Raw genomic sequence first — 24,296 nt, forward strand, 5'->3', positions numbered from 1 at the left:
TTCGACATCATCGAAGATGATCTTCATCGTTGAGTGCGCGGTAGCGCCTGATCCTGAAAGTCGCCCGTGCATTCATCGTCCGATCCGTTCGATTTCAGCGAGTATTCGAGCTCGCGGGACGGCACCGACACCCCGCCGTCCGATTCACCGTGGTCCGCCGGACCACCCGCAGGCGGGGGATTCGGCATCCCGAACGACCCGTTCTCCGGGTTCGCCACGCAAGGCGTCCCCACAGGGGATTCCTTCGCGACGCTGCAGCAGCCCGCACGCCCTTCGGGTCTGGAGCAGGGCAGGACGCCGCTGGGATGGGTTCTCGGAGCGTTCGTCGTCGTGCTCGTCGGCATCGGCGCGACCCTGCTCGCCGTTGCCCTCGGGCCGGTCGCGTGGGCTTTCCTCGGATGGTCGATGGCAGGTCCCGTCGCGGCACTGCTGCTCGCACAGCACATGGTCGCGGATACCAAGGAGCGCACACTCCCGACCTATGATGCGTCGGCCTTCCTGCAAGGAACCTATTGGCTCTCGGTGGCATTGGCGGCCGTAGGCATCGTGCTCGGTGCATGGCAGATCGCGGAATGGGCGGGCCGGCTGTGAAGAAACTTGCGATACTCGTCGCCGTACTGCTCGGATGCCTCGTCTTGACTCCGGCGGCATCTGCGCAGCCCCGTGAGACCGCGATCGCCGATTTCGGGGGTTGCCTCGCCTCGCAGCGCGAGGGCGACCTGCTGTTGATGATCGACGAGTCCGGCAGTCTCCAGCAGTCCGATCCCGACGCGGCCCGCGTGTCCGCTGCCAACTACCTGCTCGAACAACTCCAGTCGTTCGGGGACTCCGCAGGCGTCGCGCTCGATGTCGCCGTGGCGGGGTTCTCCGCAGATTTCACCGTGCACGCGCCGTGGACCAGGCTCGACGGCACCACCCTTTCCACCCTGCAGAGCGAGGTCGGCGAGTTCCGGTCTCGCACCGCAGGTCTCGACACCGACTACTGGACCGCACTCGACGGAGCCCGAAGCACGCTCTCCGAGCATGCGTCCGGCGGACCCGCGTCGTGCCAGGCCATTGCCTGGTTCTCCGACGGCAAGCTGGACTTCACGGCCCGCGACGGAGAGAAGCCGTACGCACCGGGAGTCCCTCTCACCACCGACGAAAGTGTGCAGCAGGTCGTCGCTGCGGCACGCGAGTCGATCTGCCGTCCCGCTGGTGTTGCCGACCAGCTGCGTTCGTCCGGGATCGCGACCTTTGCGGTGGGCCTCGCGTCCGGTACCGCAGAGGCTGCGGACTTCGACCTGATGCGGTCCATCGCCACGGGTGAGCCCGCCGCCGGACAGGCATGTGGCGCACGGACCGTGCCTACGCCCGGTGACTTCTACCTGGCGCAGAACATCGACGACCTGCTGTTCGCGTTCGACGCCTTCAGCAGTCCCGGACAGGCGCCTCTGGAAACGGAGGCCGGCGTCTGTGCGCTCGAGGTGTGCGAGGCGGGACAGCACCGTTTCGTTCTGGACGATTCGATCGGGGCCGTCACGGTCCTCGGTTTCGCGGACGCCGAAGGTCTCGTTCCCACCCTCGTATCGCCCAGCGGTACCGAGCTTCCGATGCCGTTCAGCACCACCGCGGTGACTTCCGGGATCGGTGACGTCTCGGTCGACCACCGCTGGCTCTCGGACCGGTCGGTGTCGTTCACCATGAACAAACCCGATGCTGATTCCGATGACTGGCAGGGTATGTGGGCGCTGGTCTTCGTCGACGAGGACGGGTCCGATCCCGCGGCGCGCTCGAAGTCGAACATCCACATCTCCGGAAATCTGTTCCCGGCGTGGCTCGGACAGGACGTCACCGCCATCCACTCGGGCGAGGTCACCTCCGCGGTGCAACTGGGGATTGTCGACTCGGACCGCGTGGAAATCGATCCGTCCGACCTGCTGGGATCGGCATACCTGTCGGTATCGCTGACCGATTCGGCGCTGGTCGACCACGAGCTCGCGAGCGGTATTCCGAAAAGCGCTATCGCAGCTCCCGTCGAGCTCGACTTCACGACCGTCGCTCCCGGTGAAGCGACACTGCGTCTCGTCCTCGAGGTGACCACGGCGGACGCCACCAACAGCTGGGGTGGAACCATCGCTCCGGGAACCGATCTGGCGCCGCAGTACGTCGACGTCCCGATCACTGTCGCCCCGCCCATCGGTTATCCGACTCTGCCGAACCGGATCGACCTCGGAACCATCGAGGGCGCGGGCACATTCCCCGGAGAGATCTCGATCGGTGGACCCGGTTGTGTGTGGGTCGATCCGGCCGGCTCCGTCCGCATCGATGCGGCACCCGACGGCGTCGGCGACATCGCGCTGACAACCGGTGGCGCCGGAACGGCGGACAGCTGCCTGACGGTCGAGGAAGGCGCGTCGGCAGCATTGCCCCTCGAACTGACCGTCCCCGAAGCGGGCAACGGTGCACTCAACGGGTCCGTCCGCCTGATGATGTCGCCTGCCGGAGAACCCGACCGCGCGATGCCCGTCGACGTGCCGTTCACGGCCGAGTTGCTCAAGCCGCTCGACAGCGGCCGTTTCTGGTCGGTGTTCCTGCTCGTCTTCCTGCTCGGGATCGCCATCCCGTGCGCCCTGCTGTACCTGCGCAAGTGGCAGACGACGCGCATCCCCGCGGAGATGCCCGTCGCGCAGGAGTCCGCGGTCACCGTGTCCGACCGCGGACTCCTGCGCGACGGGCAGCCTTTCGTCCTGCACGACAACGACCTCACCGAGATCGTCCGCGGGCTGGACAAGCCTGCCCGGCGACTGAGCGTCGACGGTGCCGAACTCGAGGCCCGTACCGGAGGGTCTCCGGTCGGCAGCGGCTACGTGCTGGTCCGCGCGCCCGGCCTGCTGGGCGCGTCCGACGCGACACCTGCCACCGACCGGCGCAGCGGTGACGCCCGCCTCCCGCTGGCCGTGCACAACCACTGGGTGCTGCTGCACGACCCCGAGGGTCCGGCGGACCAGGCGCAACTGCTGTTGCTCGTCGGTGGCGGTGCATCGCAGGAACGGATCAAGCGACTCGTCGACGACGCGGGACGTCGCGCGGCGGGAGCGATTGCCGAACTGCGCCGACGTAGCGACAACGCGGACCACGGCACATCGTCGCCGACCGGAACACCGGTACCGGTACCCGCTCAGCGGGCCGCTGCGTTCGATCCGTTCGGGATGCCGAACTCGTCCCCCGCACCGACCTTCGGTGCGCCGGCCCCGTTCGGCGGCAACACGGCATCCGGCGGCAACACCGGCTTCGGCGGGGTGCCGGACCTCAATCCGGGCCCGGCTGCACCGGCACCCGGTCAATCGTTCGACCCGTTCCGGCCCCCCGGCTCCTGACGGTCGACTCGTCTTCAAAATATCTCTCGATGTGGAAGGACCGGCATGAGGCGGTTTCTCGTAGTGGGCTGCGGCGGATCCGGCGCTGTCACGCTCGCGTACATGATGGATCAGCTGCGGTCCGACCTCGCGTCGGCGGGCATCGACAAGATCCCCGGTGGCTGGCAGTTCGTCAGTGTCGATGTGCCGACGGCACCGGAGACCGGGCCCGACGGTCTCGGCAATGTGCGGGACCAGGGCGGCCGCTATTTCGGTAGCGGACCGCAGGGCGATTCGTACGCGGTGCTCGACAACGCACTGACCAACCAGCTTGCGGCCAAGGGCAGTCTCGACGAGATCGCCACCTGGGCGCCGCGCGACCCGTCGTCGGTCACCGTGCCCATCGGCTCCGGCGCCGGCCAGTACCGCGCGCTCGGCCGCATGATCACGCTGAGCAAGGCGGGCGGCATCCGCGACACGCTGCAGAACGCGTGGGACCAGCTGTTCACCGTGCAGACCGCCACGGAGATGTCCGCGCTCGACATCCCGGGCGGCGGCGGGTTCGAGCAGGAGGAGTCGCCGATCGTCCTCGTGGTGTCCTCGATGGCGGGCGGCGCCGGCGCGTCCATGGCATTGGACGTATGCCGTTTGCTCACCCTCATCCCCAAGCTCGACCCCCGCCTGATGGGCGTGTTCATGGTCGCACCCGACATCTTCGACGGGCTCGGGCGCAGCGCCACCACCGGCGTGCGCGCCAACGCCCTCGCGATGCTCGGCGAGATCGTCGCGAGCCAGCTGGGTTCCGCCCGCGAGCACGACGTCGAGATCCTCCGCGCTCTCGGACAGCAGCAGGGCGCGGGCGAGAAGGTGCCGTTCGCGCGCGTCTTCCCGGTGGGGCGACGCGTCGGTGTCGAGGGCGCACCGTTCGGCGACGGCTCGCAGAAGGCGATCTATCGCGGCCTCGCCCGCGGCCTCGCCGGCATGATGATGTCCGGTGCCGCGACGCGCCAGTTCGTGCAGTACGACCTCACCAACGGTGCGGGTCTGTCCGGCCAGCGCGACAACATCGGCTGGGGCGGCCAATGGGACAACCTGCCCTGGGGCACCTACGGCTTCTCGAGCCTGAGTATGGGGCGCGACCGGTATGCCGAGTACTCGGCGCAGCGCCTCGCTCGCAGCGCGGTGGACCGTCTGCTCGACGGGCACCGCAGTCACGCCAACGTGGCATCCGACGAGGATCAGGTCAACTCGATCCTCGACAGCCAGTGGCAGTCGCTGCTCACCTCAATGGGACTTCCTGTGCTGCAGGCGGATCCGCGCGGTGCGCAGGTCGGCGTCGGGCCGTGGCTGACCCAGGTGGTGCTGTCGTCCACCGAGGGTGACCGGATGGCCCGTCAGATCGTGGACACCGAACTGCGGCCCTACCTCCCGTCCGGCAGCGGGCTGACCGCGAACCAGTGGGTGCCGGGAATCCAGCAAGCTCTCGCCCGGAGGCGACAGGCGCTCACGGCATCGGCCGAGCAGCACGCACTCGGACACGCCTTCCAGTGGCACCGCACCCTCGCCGACACCATCGAGGCCGTGGTGGTGAAGGCGATCGCCGACCTGGGGCTCCCGTACGCGACAGCGATCGTGAACAGGCTGTCCGTCCTCGTCAAGGATCAGGTGCGCATCGGCGCCGAGGAACTGGCCAAGCAGACCCCCGCCGACATCACCGCGCAGTCCTCCGACACCGCGCAGATGCTCACGGCACTCAGAGGCACCATCGAGAGCGACGCAGACATCCTCGAACGGGTGCTGGCGAGTTGCAGTCAGAACGTCTACCGCCACTTGTACGCATCGCTGTCCTCGAAGGTGGCCGAGGTCGCCACCGCGCTCGTGCCGGAGGTCCTCAAGCCGCTGCTCGACGGGCTCAACGAATCGCAGACATCGCTGCGCAAGGCCCGCAGCAAACCTGCGAACGACGTCGGGCTGGCCCGGCTGGCAACCGATCAGTACGGCGCGTGGCCCGCCGACAAGAGTGACCGGGTGCCGAAGCGGTTCGCGGAGGCCAACAACGAGGTGATGCTCACGCCGTCCGCGGATTTCATGGTGCAGTACCGTGCCGATCTGCCGCTGGCCGTGATGTCCGACGCCGCGGGACCCCCGCCGTTCGAGACCGCGGTGCAGCAGGCGGTGGGCAGCGTCGTGACCGGTCTCTGGTCGACCGTCGACGGCAGCAAGTCTCCCGGGGAGGAGCACCCCGTCCTCGAACGGACGTCGGCGTGGCGTTCACGGGCCTTCCCGTTCGATCCAGGGAGCCGCGAAGCGCTCGTGCCGTCCGCCGCCCGGTACGACGTGCATGTGCGTCCCGTCGAACTGCTCGGGCGTTCACGGCAGTTCGTCGCGCGTACCGGTGAGTCCTTCGACCGGTTCTGCCGCGTGTCGCTGCGGGAATACATCGAGGACGCCTCGGTGCCCGAGTACGCCCTCGACGAGCGCCGCGCGCGCCTGCAGTCAAAGTTCACCGAGGCACTGTCACTCGCCCGCCCACTCGCCAGTGTCAATCAGCAGGCACTCGAGGCTTTGCATCCGGGCCAGCAGGTCGAGTACCGCTACAAGTTCACGTCGGTGCCGTTCCTGAACCTTCCGGTCGCGGATGCGCTGTCGCAGGTTCTGCGGAAGAACACCATGATCGATCAGGAAACCGACGCCGAGTTCGGGCGGTTGCTGACCGAAGAGGACAAGCTCACCCGCATCGATATCTTCGGCTCGTATCCGAACTACTCGCCGCTCGCCTACGACTCGGTGCTCGGTCCCGCGTCGAAGCAGTGGGCCGATTCGACTCCCGCGCAGCAGGAATCGTTCTGGCAGTGGCGTCGTGCGCGTCCGCTCGCCGCCTCGTTGCCGATGCACGAGAGTGAGCGTCGTGCCATGACGGCCGGCTGGTTCCTCGGACTCGTCGTCGGGTGGCTGCGCCTGCCGCCGGAGCCCTACAACGAACCCGTCCGGGTGTGGGACGCGGGAACTTCGGGGTGGGTCGACTTCCCGAATCCGCTGCTCACCCCGCCGGCCCGTTTCCTCGCCAACAACGATTGGCTGCCGGCCGTACTCGAATCGGTGCTGATCGCGATGGCACGTTCGCACGAGTCGCCGGTGATGAGCTCGATGCTTCCGTACCGCGCGCTGCGGGCCGTCTACGACGCGTCGGCCGAGAAGCCGGCGGGCGGCATCCTCGAGGTGTCGGCGAAGGCGACGCTGACCGAGTGGCTTCGTACCGGCGAGACCGGCACCGGCTGGCAGTCGCAGGTCGCCGATACCGGTCTCGCCGGTACCTCGATCGATGCCCGGGCCAAGAACGCCATCACCTGGCTCAACGGGGTCCGCGATCTCACCGGAACGCACTACCTGGCGCCCGGCGACGTGGGTGCGCCCGGTGGCGGTGTCTTCTCCACGATCACGGTGCGGGAGCAGGCGTCGCAGACCCCGTTCTTCCGGGATATCGCCCCCGACGTCTACTGGGCGACAGGCGAATTGATCGATCTGGTCGAGGAGTGCAAGCTCCGCGCCGAGCAGCCCGACCGCGCGATCGTACCGAACCCGCAGGTCGCGGCGGCGGCGCCCACCTTCCAGATTCCGGACATGGGGCAATTCTGAGATGGCGGAGACCGAAATGAATGTGCTGACCGTCATCCTGGCCTCGGCCGGTGTGGCCGACGGCGTTCGCGACGTGTTGCGCGACCTGTCCGCGGCAGACCTCGTCGGGCCGTTCCTGTGGGTCGACGACGCGCAGATCCCGTTGGACGGCACTCGCATCCCGACCGTCGAAACGGTGCGCGGCACCGACCGCGCCGCGACCCTGCAGGACGTGCTCGCGTCCCGCCGCGTCGATCTGGTGCGGTTGTGCGTGCTCGTGCCCACCGCCGCAGGATCCGTGCCGGTCCGCGCGAAGTCAGAGCGAATGTTCGCCGAACTGCTCTCCTCCAATGCCGGCGGCGCACGCCTGGTACGGATACGGCTGCTGCTGCAGCGACCGGGCGACCAGCGATCGGGTACCGCCGTGCCTGCCCTCGCAGGCTGGCACAACCTGCTCATCGCACCCGAGGATTCGCGCGGACCCGGCATGGGCCACGAATCACTCGTGCTCAGCACCGACGCGATCGACGTGGGCCGCCACGCTGCGCCCGTCGTCGCCGGGGTCGCGGGGCTGTGGGCCGACGTCGATCACGCACCGTTCGACGACGAGCCGGTTCTGCCGGGCAACTCGTTGCGAGTGGTCCGGTCGTTCTACCGTCGTCTCGACACCTCGCGTGCCGAACACCAACTCCATGCCGAACTCCTGGATTTCGGTGGCCAGTTGCCGCTTCCGCGCGACGCCGGCACTCCCGTCGTCTACGTCGACGACGTACCGGCCGCGTCGAGCGAGATGGCTCGGGCACTGTGGGCCAAACACAGGCATCTGCTGCAGAGTGGGCGCGTCCCCACCCCCACAGCCCGGCCCGCGCGCGTCATCACCTTCGGTGATGCGCTGAGAATGTTCGGCCGATTCCTGCTCGCCGTGCTCCTGAATGCGCCGTCGCGGCTGATCACCCGCGTGTCGTCGACCGTGGCGTCGGCAACGCAGACAGCCCTCTACGGGGCTGCACCCGGCGCGTACCGCGTGGTGGTCGGCGGCGTGGACTCCGACGGACGAAAGGTGGCGTGGACCGACTACGCGTCCGCGTCGCGTCAGATCGGTGCCGCACTCGACAGTGCCACCGGTGCGGTTCATCGTGCAGCACCGGACCTTTCGGCACTGTGGCGAGACTATGCCCGTGCTGCCCTCACCCTTGCCGACGCCAGAGAGCGATCTGCCGGGCTGCCGCCGGTCCAGGTGGGTGCACATCGCGCGGTGCTGCGTTCCGCCTCCGACATCGTGCCCGGCCCCGCCGACGACTTCGACGACATTCCGGGCGTCGTCTCGGCGACCCTGCACGCCCACACGGTGGAAGCCCCGGACATCCTGGGCCTCGACGAGTTCCGTGAACAGCTTCGCGGACTCGAGCAGGATCCCGTGATCGGACTGGACGCGCGCCGCACGAGTTCCGCAGTGAAGGCATGGATGGCACGGGGACGTCGCAGCTTCGCGGTCGGCTTCGGCACGATCCTGACCAACCGCCTCGCCGCCGACGTCTCCGAGGCACAAGCAATCCTGAAGCGGCTCGAGAACGCCGAGGAATTGAGGGATCCGGCCGAGGAAAGCGCCGAACACCAGCGCACGATGTTCTGGCGCGTCCGCATCACCACGATCGTGCTCGTCCTCCTGGCCGTTCTCTCCGGAGTGCTGGCGTGGCGACAAGTGATCTCCTGGTGGTACGGCGGGCCGGCGATCGCGTTGTGTGTGCTCGTCTGGGCCGGCATGGTCGCATGGATCTGCCAACGCGCCCAGCAGAAACTCGAAGATCTGCTCGCGCGGCGCGAAGCGGTGACCGCGGCCGTCGAAGCCGATCGCGTCAACCTCCGTGCTGCACTGCGGGAGATCGACGACCTGACAGGCGCCTACCGCCAGTACCTTTCCTGGAGCCGCGCACTCGGCGCCTTCCTCGCACAACCGCTCGGCGTGGCCGAGCACACCCTGACGGTGCACCGGCGCATCGAGTGGGGACTTCCGTGGCACAGCGCAATCGGGTCGGGTACCCCGGAGACGGAGCAGGTGGCGCGCGTCGCCGACGAACTGCGTCAGGACCTGTTCACCGTCGGCTGGCTGACCGACCCCTGGGACACGGTGGTCAGCGGCGCCGGTGCGGCACTCGGCGGTGCGGCCCAGGACATCGACCGTGACCCGAGCCTGCTCGCGGTCAAGGCAGGAGCCGGTTCGGACTCGCCGCTCGACGAATGGTCGCAGCGGTTCCACGACGGCCGGGTGCGGTCCACCGGCGCGGCGCTGCTGTGGGAACGAGCCCTCGGTGAACTGACCGGGCCCCGCTCGGAGCTCTCTCGCGAACTCGTCGCCGTCGTCGAGCATCGAGTGGACGGGACCGTCCGGCGGGCCGGGGTCGACGAGTTCCTCGCCGGAGTCGGTCGCCCCACGTCGGGCAGCTTCTTCGACAGGTCTGCGTTCAGCGACACCGCCACGATGAAGGGCTTGACCGCGGTGGTGGGCGAGGTGCCCACCACGGTGCGTGTCGGGTGTGGACTTGTCGCGGTCACCACGCAGTATTCCGAGGGCATCGCCGCGGAAGACCTCGCCGCCCGCGCGGACACCAGTGCCGCGCGCATCGACATCGCGCACGTACCCGATATCGAGTTGCACCCCGCCCAGCCGGCCGACGCACGATCGGATCGCACGACGCGCGGGTCCTTCGTCGCCCCCGTCGTCGACGGCATCAACTTCTGAGAGCGAGTCAACACCGTGTCGGAAGACCTCTTCCAGGCTTTGCAGCAGTGGCGGCAACGCGAGATCGACGCAGCCCGGTTGCGGCCGGGGCTGATCAAGGATACGAACCTGCAGCAGATCATCCGGTCCAATCGGCGCACCGTCGAGGAGATCGAACCGATGCTCCCGCGCCACGCCAAAGCACTCGTTGCCAGTCTCGTCGAGGTACTGGAGGCCGCTACTGCGACCGGCGCAGCCGACGATCGAGTCCGCGGCGACGCGCGGGAGCCGGAACCCACGCCGATCCCGGATGTGGAGGCGGGCGAGCCGCTGCCCGGAAGCGAGTTCCTCGTCGACCTGCAGACGGAAGATTTCTGCGAGTACCTGCACGGCGAGTCCCAACACCCGATCGGGCCGATCACCGCCACGGCGGAACCGGGCGGCGGACACCGTCTGGAATGGGAGCCGCTGGCCGAAAGGCCCGGCTACATCGTGCTCTACAGAGTCGTTGCGGGGGAGACCCACCGCGCCTACAAGCCCGAGGCGGGACGACTCGTGGGGGTCAGCCGAGGCACCGTGCTCGTGGACACCGCCCCACCCGCCGCTGCCGTGCGGCACCTGCAGGTCTGGGCGCACCTCGGTGCGGATCACCGGGATGCGGCACAGCGCCAGCCGGTCCTGATCGCCGAGACACACGTTCTCAGTCCGGTGGCCGATTTCCTGGTCATCGAGGACGACGGCGCCGTGATCGGTCAATGGAGGGCATGGCCCGGGGTCACCCGGGTTCGGGTGCTGCGCATTCCTCTCGACGGACGCACCCCGGTGACGAACGACCCGCGCCACCGGATCCTCGGGGACCAGCCCAATCTCGGCGGGTTCGTCGACCGCGACGCCCAGCGCGGCCACCGGTACCTGTACCGGGCGATCTGTGAGGTCGACGTGGATGGCCATACCCGTTTGTCGCCGGCCGCGCAGGCCGAGGTATCGGTCTCTGCGGTGCTCGAACCGGTCGCCGATCTGCATGTCACCACCACGGGCAGCAGCGACGATCTGCACTTCGATCTCGGCTGGACGCCGCCGGGTATCGGCGCGGTGGTCATGTACAGGACGGAAGCTGCCCCGCGCGCCGGCATCGACCGAACATTGCTGTCGGCCGGTGCGCTCGCCGTCTCGGGTGGCCTGCCCGAATCCGCGCGGCTCGTCCATCCGGTCGAGGCCGGGAACGACGGCGTGCACCGCATGACGAACGTGTCGTGGCCGCGCGGCTGGGTGCGGGCCTACTTCACGCCGGTCACGGTGCTGGACGGCCAGGTTCAGGTGGGACGCACGGTCATCGCGACCAGGCCACTGGCGGCACTCACCGATGTCAGGATCATCGAGCGGTGCGCGGAGCAGGTCATCACCTTCCCGTGGCCGGACGGTGCGGCGTCGGTGTCCGTGTACCTCAGCGCCACACAGGTTCCCGCCGAGCATGCGATCGAGCAACGCCCCGTCACCGAAATCTCACGCTCCCAGTACGACCGGGACGGCGGGCTGCATCTCGCGACCCCGCTTCCCGAAGCCGGGTGTGCGGTCCACGTCGTCGCGATCGCGTACACCGCCGGGGAGCGGATCGTCGGGATCCCGACCACGGTCGACTACAGCGGACTCCTGCGCATCCAGTACAAGACCGAGGTGCGGCGCGGCGGCGGAAGAACGTCGCTGGCGGTTCGTCTCGCCTCCCAGATGGACCTTCCGGGTTCGCCGCCGTTCGTCGTGGTACACAACGAGACTCGTCTTCCCTTGAGTGCGCGTGACGGTCAGCCCCTCGAAGTGCGTGGCGACGGAGCCACGAAACCGGGAGCGCGCAGCTTCCACCCGAAGGGGCTGCGACGTGAATGGTCGCAGCCGTGGACCGTCGACGTCACCGACAAGAAGGGCTACGTCCGTGTGTTCGCGGACGTGCCTCCCGAGCGTGCGCGCACCATCGCGTTGCTCGACCCGCCCGTCGAGCAGATCCGGCTCGACCTCATCGAAGCATCGCTGCTCGAGGAGCAGGTGTCCTGACCGTGGCCCAGGACGAATCCGAACTGCCGCGGTTCGGTCAGCTCACCTACACCTCGTTCGACCGGCCGGGCGAATCCTCGGGTGGTGGCTGGCAGGTCAAGGAGTCCACGGGAGGTCTCGATCCCGAGGAGCAGGAGGCGCTGCGCGTCGGCGTGGTGACCCGGTTCGAGTCACCACAGTCGTTTCCGCGTTTCCCGACACCCGAGGAAGTCCGAGACCGCCCGCGCCGACTGATGTACGTGCCGGGGGAGAACAGTCGCGGGCTCTATTGGCACACCGCCCCTGCCGGTGCCGACGCCTCCGGGCGACCCGGAAACGTCTTCGCCCATTGCCTGCTCGACCGTGGTGACGCCGCGGATTCGGTCCGCCCGATCGAGCGCTGGCGGTCGCGCGACTGGCTCGTGCCGTACGGCGCCGACGAGGTCGCTGCCACCGTCCTCTCGGACGAGGCACCGCGTCCCGCCGAACACGCCTGCCGGACAGCGGTGCTCGACTTCCTCCTGGACTCCGAGACCTGGAGGATCGGGGTGTTCAGCGTGCTTCTCGACGGCGTCGCACGGGCACTCGACGGTGGCTCACCCGTCGTTCTGGGCTGCCGCGCCCCGGACGACGCGGCGTTGTGGATCGGGGCCGTATCGCACTTCATGTCACCGGGCACAGCCATGTTGCTCGGCTGGTCGACGTTCGACCGGTTGTATTCCGTCGACGACGCCGTTGCCCGCGGTGCGCATCTGGTCACCGTGCCGCTCGAGGATCTCCCCGGCGACGTTCCGGGGTGCGTGGTCTTCGGTGAGGACGAGTCGCCGGAACTGGGGGAACTGGACGGGGAACCGCACCTCACGGCGAACGGCGACACAGTGCCCGTCACACCGTGGTCGCTCCTCGCACAGACCGCACTCATCGACCGCGCGATCGCGGCGAATGCATTGGCTCGACAGGACGAGATCGCCGCGAGCGTCGGAGACCGCGCCCTGAACGCGATGTGGCCGTTGGCAATGGCGGTGGTAAGCGATCCGGATCTGCACGATGCCCTCGACGAAGCGACCTCCGTGCTGCTCGAACACACCCCCGACGGGGTCGACTCCACCGACTTCTCCCACCTTGTCGACGGCATCGTTCACGGACTGCTCGGGGACACCCTCGAACAGGCCGCGGACGCGCTGGCGCGGTGGCGTGCGGACGACACCCTCGCACCGGCCGTGTGGCGGATTGCCGGCGCGGTCTTCGGGTATCGGGTCCTCGACGACCCGTCCTCGCTGCGCGACGGCGACCGCGCCCGTCTCGAACTGCTCGAATACTGTCCGCGCACAGAGGATCTGATGGGCAAAGCGGCTCGGATGCTCGCCGACCTGCGCCAGCGCGCACGGTCCGGCCACCGCCGGCGTGAGACGGCCGTCGAGGCGTACGCGACTCTGGACGTGCTGGTTCGCGCGGATCTGCTGGGTGACGCCGGCCTCGACATCGCCCATGAAGTCCTCGAACTCGCCGTAGTACCCGTGCTGTTCGACGAACAGTCCGGCAGTGATTTCGTCGCGGAGGTCGGCGCTGTCCGGTCGCCCGCACTTGTGCGACTTCTCCACACCGCAGTCGTGACGCACCCGGCTTTCGCGATCCGGCCGATGGGCACTCGGCTTTCGCACCGGGTCATCGCCTGGCTCACCGGGACACCGGTGGCAATCCCCACTTTCGAGGACATCCGCACCGATCCCTCGCTGGTCCTCGACGCGGCGAACATTCTCGTCGCCGAAGCCGGCGCCGCTCATATCCACACCGGGGAAGGTGATCTGCTTCGTCGCGATGTTGCCTCCGTCGCCCTGTGGCGAGCCTTCTCGGAACTCTACGAGGGCGGATGGCCGGGGAGCGACGTCGCCGCGCTCGTCGAGCACGCCGGGTGGACAGCGACGCAGTGGAACCAGGTGTGCGAGATCTTTCCGCACGTCGCGGCCCCGCGCTTCCTTCAGGACGCCGTGGTCACCGAACCGTGGAACACCGATGTGGAGGCGCTCGCGCATTATCTTCGGCGTGTTCAGATCGGTGACATCAGTGGGCGGTGGGTTCCGGATCCTCAGCATGACGAGCTTGCGGGGTCGTGGGCGCAGATCCGGATGAGCGATCACTGGACCGGCATTTCCGCGACCGCGCTGGGGAACGCGCTCGAACTGCACGCGCGTCCGGTTCTCGAGGATTATGCCCAGAACTACGCCGCCGACCTGCCCGACGACCTGCGTTCTCGTCTGGCGGTCTTCCTCGTGGCGTTCTGTGCGCCTCTCGGGCGCGATGTGCCGCAGCTTCCGCCCGACCACGAAGACGCGCTCGTCGACGCAGTGGACCGCGACGCGCAGTACGTGGTGGACGCGCTCGTCGACCTTGTCCGCTCCGGTGCTCTCGACGTCTACTGGGTCATCGTGAACGCGGTCTTCACGTCCCTGTCCGCGCCGCACGTGCGTTCGGTGCTGGATCGCCGCGACCTCCTCGCTCGCTTCGAGGTCGGCCCGCCGTCTGCACGGACAGCGTTGCTGGACGCGGTCGCGTCGGTTGTCCTGACCGCACCGGGATACCGCGGTCCTCGCGATGCACGCGAGCTGATGGACGCGATCCGCACCGAGCTGCACGACCGCCGTCACCGCGACGTCGACTATGCCTGCGACATCTACGCGGGCTTCGTGGGGCGATGGCTCGAAGAACGACTGCTGGACCACGACGAGATGTCGTGGGATCGCGAACGGAGACGACGGTGACCACACTGCTGGGTTGCGCGTCGCCGATATGGGAAGGACAGGCCTGATGCCCGGATATGTACTCGACGGTGCGGGGTTGGTGGAACTGCCGCGGCAGCCGCTGGCGGTGACCGTGACTGCGCTCGACCTGCCGGTGGCGGTGCGTGCGATGACCGCGGACGGTGAGCCCGCCCCCGGCGCTCTGTATCCGCGCCCCGGATTCATGGTGCTGCCGCATGTAGGCGGGGAGATCGTGATCGTCGCGCGCCCCCATGCCGAGGGCACGGCATTCCCCCAGGGCACCGTCCTGCAGGCCACGCTCGGCGTGGACAGCAGCCGCACCGCCGACCCCGATCGTGCAGAACTGACACCACTCGACGTATCCGGCTTGCACCACGTCGAACTCGCCACGGTGACTCCCGCCGGTGAGCGTCTCGCGGTCGCGGCCCGGAAGACGGCAGTGGACGTGCCGCTCACCGAATTGGGCGCGCGCGCTCGATCGGCCGCGCGCGGCGTGCTCGGCGTCGACCGGCTTCCGGTGAACCGGCGCGTGGACGTCGAGGTCGATATCGACACCACGATGTCGATGCTTCCCCTCATCGACGACGGCAGCGTGCGCGACGTGGTCGATCTACTCACCGGTGTCGCATCCGTCATCGGCAACCGGGAAGAACTGCGCGTCACCATGATCGGCCGCTCGGCCACGCCGTTGCCTGCTCACGCCCTTCGCGAGGTCGCGGGACAAGTGCAGCACGTACTGAACTCGGCGGGCCTCGGCGTCGGATTCCGGTCGGCGTCCGTCGACCGCTCCGGGTACACCACTCCCACGCTGGTCTTCACCGTGACCGACGCGGTCCCGGCCGATCACGCGGCGACCGGTGTTCCCGGGGTCCGCCGTCGCCCGGTGGTGTTGTCCGGTGAAGGAGCGGCCGTGGTCGACGGCAGTCCGTCCGGCACCCGGAGACAGAAACTCGACGACCCGGATCAGCTTTTCGCGACGGTGAAATCACTTGTCGCCGGCCTGGCGGTCGCCGGCGAATCGGAAGGAACACGGCGATGACGAAGTGCCCCCGCTGCTTCACGAACCTGCCCACCGACCGCACCGCATGGTTGCCGACCGCACCCGACGAAGTGGACGTCGACGAGGTTGCCACCGCGTATCAGGGCACACCTGTGCGCTCCGGCAAGGTCGTCGCGCTCGACCGACCGGCGACGGGCGGCGACCAGTGGACGCCCGACGCGGCCGTGGTGGAAGAGAAGGTCGGCGGACCCGCCGTCGAAGTGTGCCCGACATGCCATTACCGCCTGCCGGTCACGTGGCGCGGAGCGCAGGCCACGTGCATCGCGATGGCCGGTGCCCGCGCTACCGGCAAGACGGTGTACGTCGCCGTTCTCGTCAAGACGCTGCAACTCTTGGGCGAACGCCTCAATTGCGTCGTGGAACCTGCCACCGCCGAAACGGAAATGGTCTACCGGGAGTTGTACGAGAAGCCGCTCTACGAAGAGCGCGGCATCCTCGAATCCACGCCCGCCGCCCACACCAGCAACCAATATCAGCGAGAGCCGCTGATCTTCTCGCTCGGTGTGTGGAACGGCGTGCGGCAATTCCTGGTTCTGCGTGACGTCGCGGGGGAGGACCTCGAAAACCCCAACAACGTCCACGTGCAGCACCTGCGGTTCTTCGCACACGCCGACGGCGTGGTGTTCATGTTCGATCCGCTCAAAGTCGAATCCGTGCGGCAGCAACTCCACGACCTCGTCCCCGTCCAGGAACGCGTCGGCGGCGACCCGCGCTCGGTACTGCGCACCGTACTGACCATCATCGGTGACGCGACCCCGAACCTCGCAGTCGTCCTCTCCAAATTCGATGCCCTGCAGTCCCTCCAGCACGTCGACGGCAGTGACTGGAGCGAGATGATGTCGCACCGCGGTGCCGGATTCTCCCGCGACCCCAGCCTGCAATACGCGCCGTACAACGAGATGGACGGCCGTCTCGTGCACGAAGAAGTGCGGAGTCTGCTCGACAAACTCGAGGCGAAGATGATGGTGATGGCGGTGGATCAGCCGCACACCGGCGTGGTGCTGAACAGCCGGTTCTTCGCAGTGTCGGCACTGGGCGAGTCGCCGGTGGGAGACCGGCTGCATCACAACGGCATCTCGCCGTTCCGTTGCATGGATCCCGTGCGGTGGGTGCTGGCGCAGAAAGGGGTATGGGTGTAGGGCGACGCAAGGCGGCGGGCATTCCGAATCGCCATTCTCGGGCACGCGTTCGTCGGTCGACATCACTCGGGTCATATTGGGGGGCTGTATGTTTAAGCATTCTGTGGGTGCTGCATGATGGGCAGCATGCAGCAATTAGAAGCGCGTGAAGTGTCCCTGAGCAAGGTCTTTTCCGGGGATTATGACTTCCGTATCCCGGAATACCAGCGTCCGTACGCGTGGCAGGTGGAACAGGCCTCGCAGTTGCTCGAAGATCTCGTCGAAGCGATGGACCGAGGTGACGACGAGCCGTACTTCCTCGGCTCGGTTGTTCTGGTGAAGCTCCCTACGACCGCGCGCGCAGACGTCATCGATGGCCAGCAGCGCCTCACGACACTCACAATTCTGTTGGCTGCACTTCGTGACGCGACGGAAAACCCGCTCCTGGCGAAGCAGTTGGACGAGATGCTCCAGGAACCCGGAAATCTCATGCTCGATCTCGAAGCGAAGCCTCGGCTTGCGCTCCGAACTCGCGACCAGTGGTTTTTCTCCAGCCATGTGCAGGCTTCAGGTGGAATGAAACTGCTTCAAGACATCCACCCGCGGACATTGCGCACCGATGCGCAGCGATCTATTCATTCGAACGGGCTGGTCTTGTTCGGAAGGGTCGCGGCATGGCCGGAGGATCGTCGCTTGCAGCTGACCAAGATGCTTGCCGCACGGACATTCCTGGTTGTCGTCACCACGCCGGACTTGGCCAGCGCGCACCGGATCTTCAGCGTGATGAACTCGCGGGGCCTGGATCTGTCCGCTGCCGACATCTTCAAAGCGAAGGTGGTCGGTGACGTACCTGACGACCGCCGCGACGAATATGCCGATCGCTGGGACGACGTAGAAGAGGCCCTGGGTACGGACGACTTCGCCGACCTGTTCCTCCATATCAGGACGATCGTCGTGAAGGAGCGCCCAAAGCGCGAGCTGCTCAAAGAGTTCGAAGACCTTGTTCTCTCCGCCTACGTTCCCGGCCGCGGCACGGAGTTTGTCGATGACGTCGTGGTGCCCTACGCCGAGGCATACGGAATCCTCCGGGATCAGAATTACGCAGCCGTATCTGGCGCCGATCAGGTGAATGTTTGGCTGAAGCGACTCGATCAGTTGGACAACAGTGATTGGCGCGCACCAGTTTTGTGGGCTCTGAGCAACAAAGGCAATGACCCGGACTTCCTTATCCAGTTCCTGCGCTCGCTCGAACGGTTGGCGGTAAGCATGCTGCTGCGTCGTGTGTACGCAACTCCTCGTGCATCTCGCTATATCCAGGTGCTTCGTGAACTCACAGCAGGGAAAGGGCTTTCATCTCCCGCACTTCAGCTGTCTCCCGAAGAGTCGACCGAAACACGCCAGCGCCTCGACAGCGAGCTCTACAAAGTTGCCCCCGTCCGAAAGTATGTCTTGCTTCGGCTTGACGAACTGCTTTCGGGTGCATCCGGAGTGGCCTACGACCACCCACGGATCTCGGTCGAACATGTGCTCCCGCAGAATCCCAAAGTCGGATCGCAGTGGCTCGAGTGGTTCTCGCCGTCTGAGCGAGAATATTGGACACATCGACTGGCAAATTTGGTTCTTCTCAACCGCACCAAGAATGCTTCTGCCGGCAACTACGAGTTCGAACGCAAGAAGAAGCAGTATTTTACGGCAAAGTACGGAGTTGCATCGTTTGCTCTTACGACCCACGTGCTGCAACAATCCACCTGGAACGCAAAGCTTCTCGCGAAGCGTCAATCCGAGCTGGTCGAGTTGTTGGCTCAGGAATGGGCCTTGTAGGGGATTGCTGATCAATTGGCCTCGCGTCGGAGCGGAATTGAAGTCTGCCGACGTAGGCGTGATGGATGGCATTTCGTAGGGTGGCGGACCTTGGCCGTATGGGCGGTTGCTTCACCTCCGACCAAGCTCTTTGAACGTCGGTCGGGTTCGCCCACCTAGTTAACTGACGATCAACCAATGAGGGGGAGCAGTGTTCAAAGATCAGGCTAATGGTGTGGGGGATACGGGCGGAGACCGCGTTGCTGACGAGCTACCGGATTCGGATGCCGGAGGCGATCCGTCGAAACTGATGGCGCTTTTCGACCGGTCGCTGATCGGGGCCGGGCATCTCATGAGGGAACGAGTTGCGCGACTGCAGGAGCGATTTCCGGATGCAAGCGAAGAGCAGTTGCTCAAAAAGCTCGAAACGACGTTCTTGTCGTCGGTAACGGTGAGTGGTGCCGCCGCCGGTGGCGCGGCGGCGGTGCCCGGAGTTGGTACAGCAGCCGCGTTGGCGATGACGGCTGGGGATACGTCGTGGTTCATGACCGCCGCAGCCGGCCATGTTCTGGCGGCGTTGCGGATCCACGGCATCCACATCACCGACCTCGAACATCAGAAGGCGATCGTGCTGACGGTCTTGGCTGGTGGGGGTGGATCCACTTTCTTCGGGAAGGCTGCGGCCCGAACGGGAGGCAATCTGGGTAAGCTCCTTGCCAATTCCGTGCCTCTCAGCACGATCCGCTCGATCAACCGCGTGCTCGGCTACAACTTCGTCACCAGATATGGGACTCGTCAGGGGATCTTGGTGCTCGGGAGAGTGGCTCCCTTCGGCATTGGCATGGCGATCGGAGCCGGGGGGAACCTTGTGATGGCCCAGACGGTTGTCAAAGCCACGCGACAGGCAGTGAAAACAACGCTGGATCCACGGTAGCGATTCTGTTGGCAGCCAGAATTCAAGTCCTGTTTTGCTGCCGAAGTTCAGCTCCCGGCTGATGCCAGAGACAGGCAGTCCTCGGATGAGGTTCGAGAACCGGCATGTCACTGCGAATCCGCGTTTGCCCTCGGGAGCGTGGGTCTCGTGGCGAGCGGATGACTCCGGTCTCGTCCATTCGTCTCAGCGCTGGCGGCTAGTTGGTGGAAATCAACATGTCGCGCCGCCCGCGGACAGCTCGTCACGTATTGGGGCCCACTCTGGACCGCCCGTTATAGAGGTGACCGGCGGAATGAAAAGCCCGTGTGCCGGTCGAGACATGGGGACCCGACGCGAACTCGTCGGAGACAGTTTCTAAGGTGGTGGGGTCCGTTGCCGTCGGCGGGTGGAAGCAGGGTGTGGAGTGGACGTCGCGTCGAGGGACAACGATCCCGAACTGAGGGACCGCGTGCAACGCCTGCTTGCCTTCATGGCAGAGCTCGTCAAAGCCCGCAGCGCACCGGTTCGCATCGTCGACAAACACCGTGCCGTGATGTCCCTCGAGGAGGGAAACATCAGGGCCGGCCTGAAAGCCCACGCCGCGTCGGGTGAGGTGTTCCTGCGCGCGCGTCGTGCTCAGCTCGAAGACCCGCCACGCCCTTCCGGTGAGTTCGCGACGTACGTTCGCGGAGACATCGGCGACTCCGACGTCGAACCCGCGCTCGACCCGACGGCCCCCGACACCGCGGCAGGCTTCGACGCCTGGCTCACGGAGTGGCGGACATGGGCGGCCGCCGACCGTGAACGACGAGCCGCCTCGCATCTGTACACGTTCCTGCAGCGAACGATGCTGGACCTCGAAGACCAGCCTGAATCGCTCGAACTCGTCGTCGCGTCGGGTTTGCTGCATCTGTCCGAGCGGGTTGCGGGCGCGCGGGTTCGCACGCACCTGATCACGCAGTCCGCTCTCATCGAGCGACACGGCGACTCCGGCGACCTGGTGGTCCGGTTGGATCCCGGCGCCGGCCCGTCGTTGGAGGACGTCCAGATCCTCACCGGGCTGGAGGTGTTCGACTCGTCGAGTGTCCGCGAACTGCACGACTCCCTTGTCACTCAGGTCGCGTCGCCCCTCGATCCCGCCGCGCGGGCGTTTTTGAAGAGCTGGGCCGAGCGTGCGCTCACTCTGCGCGTCGAGGTCGCCGAACGTGCGGAAGAAGCATCGTCGCCCGACGCATTCGTCACCCCGTCACCGGCACTCGTCCTTCGCAAGCGCGGTGCCCACGCACTCATCGAGTACTACAACCGCATGACCGAGGCCGCCGCCCACGAAGCGAACCCGGTGCCACTAGGTCTGGCGCAACTCGTCGAAGCCATCGAGCCGGCGGACCGTGTCGCATGGCTCGATCGCATCGGCACGCGGTCGGCCCTCTTCACCGGAGATCCGCTGCTTCCACTACCCGCGAACGAGGAACAACGCGAGATCCTCGACCGGCTCGCCGGCGACAGCGGCGTGGTGATCGAAGGCCCACCGGGCACGGGCAAGACCCACACCATCGCCAACATCGTGTCCGCGCTGCTGGCGCGTGGCCAGCGGGTACTGGTCACCAGCGAGAAGGCGCAGGCGCTGCGTGTGCTGCGGGACAAGCTCCCGGACGAACTCCAGGACCTGTGTGTGGCGGTGACCGACCCGGTCGATGGCGGGTCCGTGGAACTCACCCGCAGCGTCAGCGAAATCGCCATCCGCAAAGCGCAATTCAACGCGCGGCGCGCGCAGGAACGCATCGACGAACTCACCACGCAACGGAACGATGCACTCGGCCGCCGAGCGACGCTGATGGAACAGATCCGGCAGGCGCGAGCCGAGGAAGCATCGGTCCATGCCGAGGTCGCTGCCGGCTACGAGGGGACGGTTGCCTCGATCGTCCGGCGGGTCCGCGCACAACAACCCAAATACGAGTGGCTGCCCGCACCTCTCCTCACCGACACCCCGCCGCTGACGGTCGACGAGCTCGTCACCCTCCACGCGCTCCATCAGCGCTCGAGCGTCGAACGCGCGCGACGCCGGCACCAACGCTTCCCGGAACTATCCCTCCCCACCCAGAGGGAACTGCAGTACGCGTGCGCGGCCGTCGCACAGGCATCGAGCGGCACCGCGAACGACGAGATGCAGGGATTGCTGCGAATCCTCGAGGGGGCATCCCTCGAGGCACTCGCCCACATCCGTGACCGGTGCGAGCAGTTGCAGGGTGCCCTCAAGGATGCAGATCGCCTCGACGCTCGAATTCGTCGCGTCGCCGACGACGTCCTGTCGGGGAAGGCTCAGCATCTGTGGGGAAAGACCGCCGAGCTCGCAGGGCTCGTGCAGGCCGCGCAAAACGCCGACCGGATCGTCGGTGCCAGCTCGGTCCAGGTGCCGGTAGCGGGACCGCTCGCCTTCGAGGCGTACGACGCGCTCGCCCGCAAGCTGGAGGCCGGAGAAACCTGGCGCAACGGTTTCGCTCGGTTCCTGAGAAGCGACGAACAATCCGCAGTCGAGGCGCTCGGTGAGCCGGCGACCGTCGACGGCGTCGCGGCTACCACCGCCCACACGGTGCGCATCGTCGCCGAACATCTCCGTGTGCTCGAGGCGATCCGGGTGGCGGGGGTCGTCCTGCGCGATTTGGGCATCGACATCGAGCTCGACGAGTCGCGCAGCCGTGCTGTCGGCACCCTCGCCTTCATCGACCGCGACCGCGTCATCATCGACAGTCTCGTGGCACGGGTGCGAGACGTCGAATCGGCGCTACGCGATGTCCACCCCGGTGCGCCGCGGATCGCGAGTGTCGAACAGGCGCGGTCCATCGCGGAGTCGGCACGGGCCATCGCCGCGACTGGCACTGCGGAAGCAAGCAAGAACTGGCTCGAATCCATCGGAATGTATGTGCGGGGACAGACTGCCGGCGGAGCGTCACCCGAAGGACGCGCGCTCGCCCGGGCCTTCCACGAAGCGGACTTCGAGGCGATCAACGCGGCGTTGGACGCGTGGGACCGTGCAGTCGGTGAACAACGCGAGGAGCTGGAACTCGTAGCCCTGCAGGCGCGTTTGACGACCGCTGCACCGGCACTCGCGCAGACGCTCGGAGACAACCCGTTGAGCTTGGCATGGCCGGTTCGTCTCGCCCACATCGAGGATGCGTGGGCGTGGCGACGCGCAGACGACTGGGTGCGGCGCTTCCACGAACGTAGCGACGACGGGCAGTTCGAACGCGAACTCGACACAGTCGAGAAGGACATCACGCGTCTCACGACGCAACTCGTCGAGGAGAAGGCGTGGAGTACGTGTCTCGCACGCACCACGGCCGAGCAGGTCCAGGCACTCCATTCGTACCGCGACCATGTCGCGAGCATCGGTAAGGGAACCGGGCGCTATGCAGAGCGCTATCGTGCAGCGGCGCGCGAGGCCATGCAGGTTGCGCAGGGCGCGGTGCCGGCGTGGGTGATGCCGTTGCAGCAGGTGCTCGCTTCGGTTCCACCCGAACAGAATTCGTTCGACGTCGTCATCGTCGACGAATCGAGCCAGGTCGACATCAGCAGTCTGTTCCTGCTGTGGCTGGCGCCGCGTGTGATCGTCGTCGGCGACGACAAGCAGTGTGCACCGAGCGCGGTGTCGCTGGGTGCACTCGACGGCGTCTTCACCCGTCTCGATTCGTACCTGCCCGACATTCCGAATTACCTGCGTGACAGCTTCACTCCGCGGTCGAGTCTGTTTTCCTTGCTGCGGTCGCGGTTCGGAAGCATCATCCGGCTGCGGGAACACTTCCGGTCGATGCCGGAGATCATCGCGTGGTCCAGCGAACAGTTCTATGCCGACGATCCGCTGGTTCCCCTGCGGCAGTATGGGTCCGATCGTCTGCCGCCGCTATGCACCACATACGTCGAAGACGGTGCCGTCACCGGACAGAACTCCACGTTGGCGAACCCCGCCGAGGCCCATGCCCTCGTCGACACCCTTGTGCAGTGTGTCCAGGACCCCGCCTACGACGGCAAGACCTTCGGCGTGGTCGTTCTGCAGGGACAGTCGCAGGTCGACGTCATCCAGAACGAACTGCTCGACCGGCTCACCCCGGCCCAGTGGGAGGAACGCAGGTTGCGCGTCGGCACGCCCCCGGACTTCCAGGGCGACGAGCGAAATGTGGTGTTCCTGTCGATGGTCGTGGCACCCGACCAGAACATCGCGGCCATGACGCGGACCGAGTACCAGCGCCGTTTCAACGTTGCGGCGTCGCGTGCTCAGGACCAACTGTGGTTGTTCCATTCGCGGACGCTCGACACGCTGCGGCGGACCGACCTGCGGTATTCGCTGCTCTCCCACATGCAGTCGACGTCGACGACGCCCGCCGCACCCATACCGGACGGCGTGACGCGCGACGAACGACACGAGGCGTTCGACAGTCTCTTCCAGCAGGAGGTGTTCCTCGACATCGTGGCCCGGGGATATCACGTGAACCCGCGGGTCGAGGTGAACGGCCACTTCATCGATCTGGTGGTGACCGGAGCGGCGGGCAAGCTCGCGGTCGCGTGCGACGACGGGCAGTGGCACACCAGCGCTGACCGGCAGCGCGCCGACCTCGAGCGGGAACGTGAACTGCACCGGAGTGGGTGGAAGTTCTGGCGGGTCCGGGAATCGGAGTACTACCTCGACCCGGTCGCGGCGATGGCCGGGCTGTGGGACGAACTCGAGCGGCGTATCTCGCCTCGTGTCTCGGATGTGCCTGCTCGAATGTGACTCGTCGCGCGTCGCAATGACCGCCGTGAGCATGCTTCGTCGCCTCGGTGCGTTCGGCGGCAGGCAGTGGTAGTCGGCTTCGTCCAAACGGAACGGTGCGGACCCTTCCGCTACCACTGCCGCGCAGGTCTGGGAAGCTGGATTACGAGGGGCACGGAATTAAGAGCGCAGGGACGGAGCTGGA

General features: G+C 66.8%; 11 protein-coding genes. All 11 read left to right on the forward strand.

All coding sequences use genetic code 11. The features are described from left to right. Positions 1 to 66 precede the first annotated feature (66 nt). Positions 67 to 591 (forward strand): hypothetical protein, encoded by a 525-nt coding sequence (locus ACLQ3J_RS09685; protein ID WP_363741841.1) that lies wholly within the window; start codon positions 67 to 69, stop codon positions 589 to 591. Further along, positions 558 to 3,359: a vWA domain-containing protein gene (locus tag ACLQ3J_RS09690; RefSeq protein WP_425902983.1), complete on the forward strand. Its 2,802-nt coding sequence runs from the start codon at positions 558 to 560 to the stop codon at positions 3,357 to 3,359. The genes ACLQ3J_RS09685 and ACLQ3J_RS09690 overlap by 34 nt, the downstream gene beginning before the upstream one ends. 45 nt (positions 3,360 to 3,404) lie before the next feature. Continuing rightward, positions 3,405 to 6,974, forward strand: coding sequence for a tubulin-like doman-containing protein (locus tag ACLQ3J_RS09695; protein WP_425902985.1), 3,570 nt, complete (start codon positions 3,405 to 3,407; stop codon positions 6,972 to 6,974). Between the two features lie 16 nt (positions 6,975 to 6,990). Then, positions 6,991 to 9,693: a magnesium transporter gene (locus ACLQ3J_RS09700; protein WP_425902987.1), complete on the forward strand. Its 2,703-nt coding sequence runs from the start codon at positions 6,991 to 6,993 to the stop codon at positions 9,691 to 9,693. A 15-nt stretch (positions 9,694 to 9,708) separates the two neighbouring features. Continuing rightward, positions 9,709 to 11,718, forward strand: coding sequence for a hypothetical protein (locus tag ACLQ3J_RS09705; RefSeq protein ID WP_425902988.1), 2,010 nt, complete (start codon positions 9,709 to 9,711; stop codon positions 11,716 to 11,718). Positions 11,719 to 11,720: 2 nt separating this feature from the next. Continuing rightward, positions 11,721 to 14,456, forward strand: coding sequence for a hypothetical protein (locus ACLQ3J_RS09710; protein ID WP_425902990.1), 2,736 nt, complete (start codon positions 11,721 to 11,723; stop codon positions 14,454 to 14,456). Between the two features lie 46 nt (positions 14,457 to 14,502). After that, positions 14,503 to 15,495 carry a hypothetical protein gene (locus tag ACLQ3J_RS09715; RefSeq protein ID WP_425902991.1) on the forward strand — a complete coding sequence of 331 codons (993 nt, stop codon included), beginning with the start codon at positions 14,503 to 14,505 and terminating at the stop codon, positions 15,493 to 15,495. Then, positions 15,492 to 16,655 (forward strand): TRAFAC clade GTPase domain-containing protein, encoded by a 1,164-nt coding sequence (locus ACLQ3J_RS09720; protein WP_425902993.1) that lies wholly within the window; start codon positions 15,492 to 15,494, stop codon positions 16,653 to 16,655. The genes ACLQ3J_RS09715 and ACLQ3J_RS09720 overlap by 4 nt, the downstream gene beginning before the upstream one ends. Positions 16,656 to 16,781: 126 nt before the next feature. Continuing rightward, entirely contained in the window at positions 16,782 to 18,455 is a 1,674-nt protein-coding gene (locus ACLQ3J_RS09725; protein ID WP_425902995.1) for a DUF262 domain-containing protein, read from the forward strand. A gap of 190 nt (positions 18,456 to 18,645) precedes the next feature. Further along, complete coding sequence (locus ACLQ3J_RS09730) at positions 18,646 to 19,368, forward strand: hypothetical protein (RefSeq protein WP_425902996.1); 723 nt, start codon at positions 18,646 to 18,648, stop codon at positions 19,366 to 19,368. 469 nt (positions 19,369 to 19,837) lie between these two features. Beyond that, positions 19,838 to 24,112 (forward strand): AAA domain-containing protein, encoded by a 4,275-nt coding sequence (locus ACLQ3J_RS09735; RefSeq protein WP_425903174.1) that lies wholly within the window; start codon positions 19,838 to 19,840, stop codon positions 24,110 to 24,112. The last annotated feature ends 184 nt before the right edge of the window (positions 24,113 to 24,296 follow it).

Source organism: Rhodococcus sp. DT1 (assembly GCF_049844875.1).
GTDB lineage: Bacteria > Actinomycetota > Actinomycetes > Mycobacteriales > Mycobacteriaceae > Rhodococcus.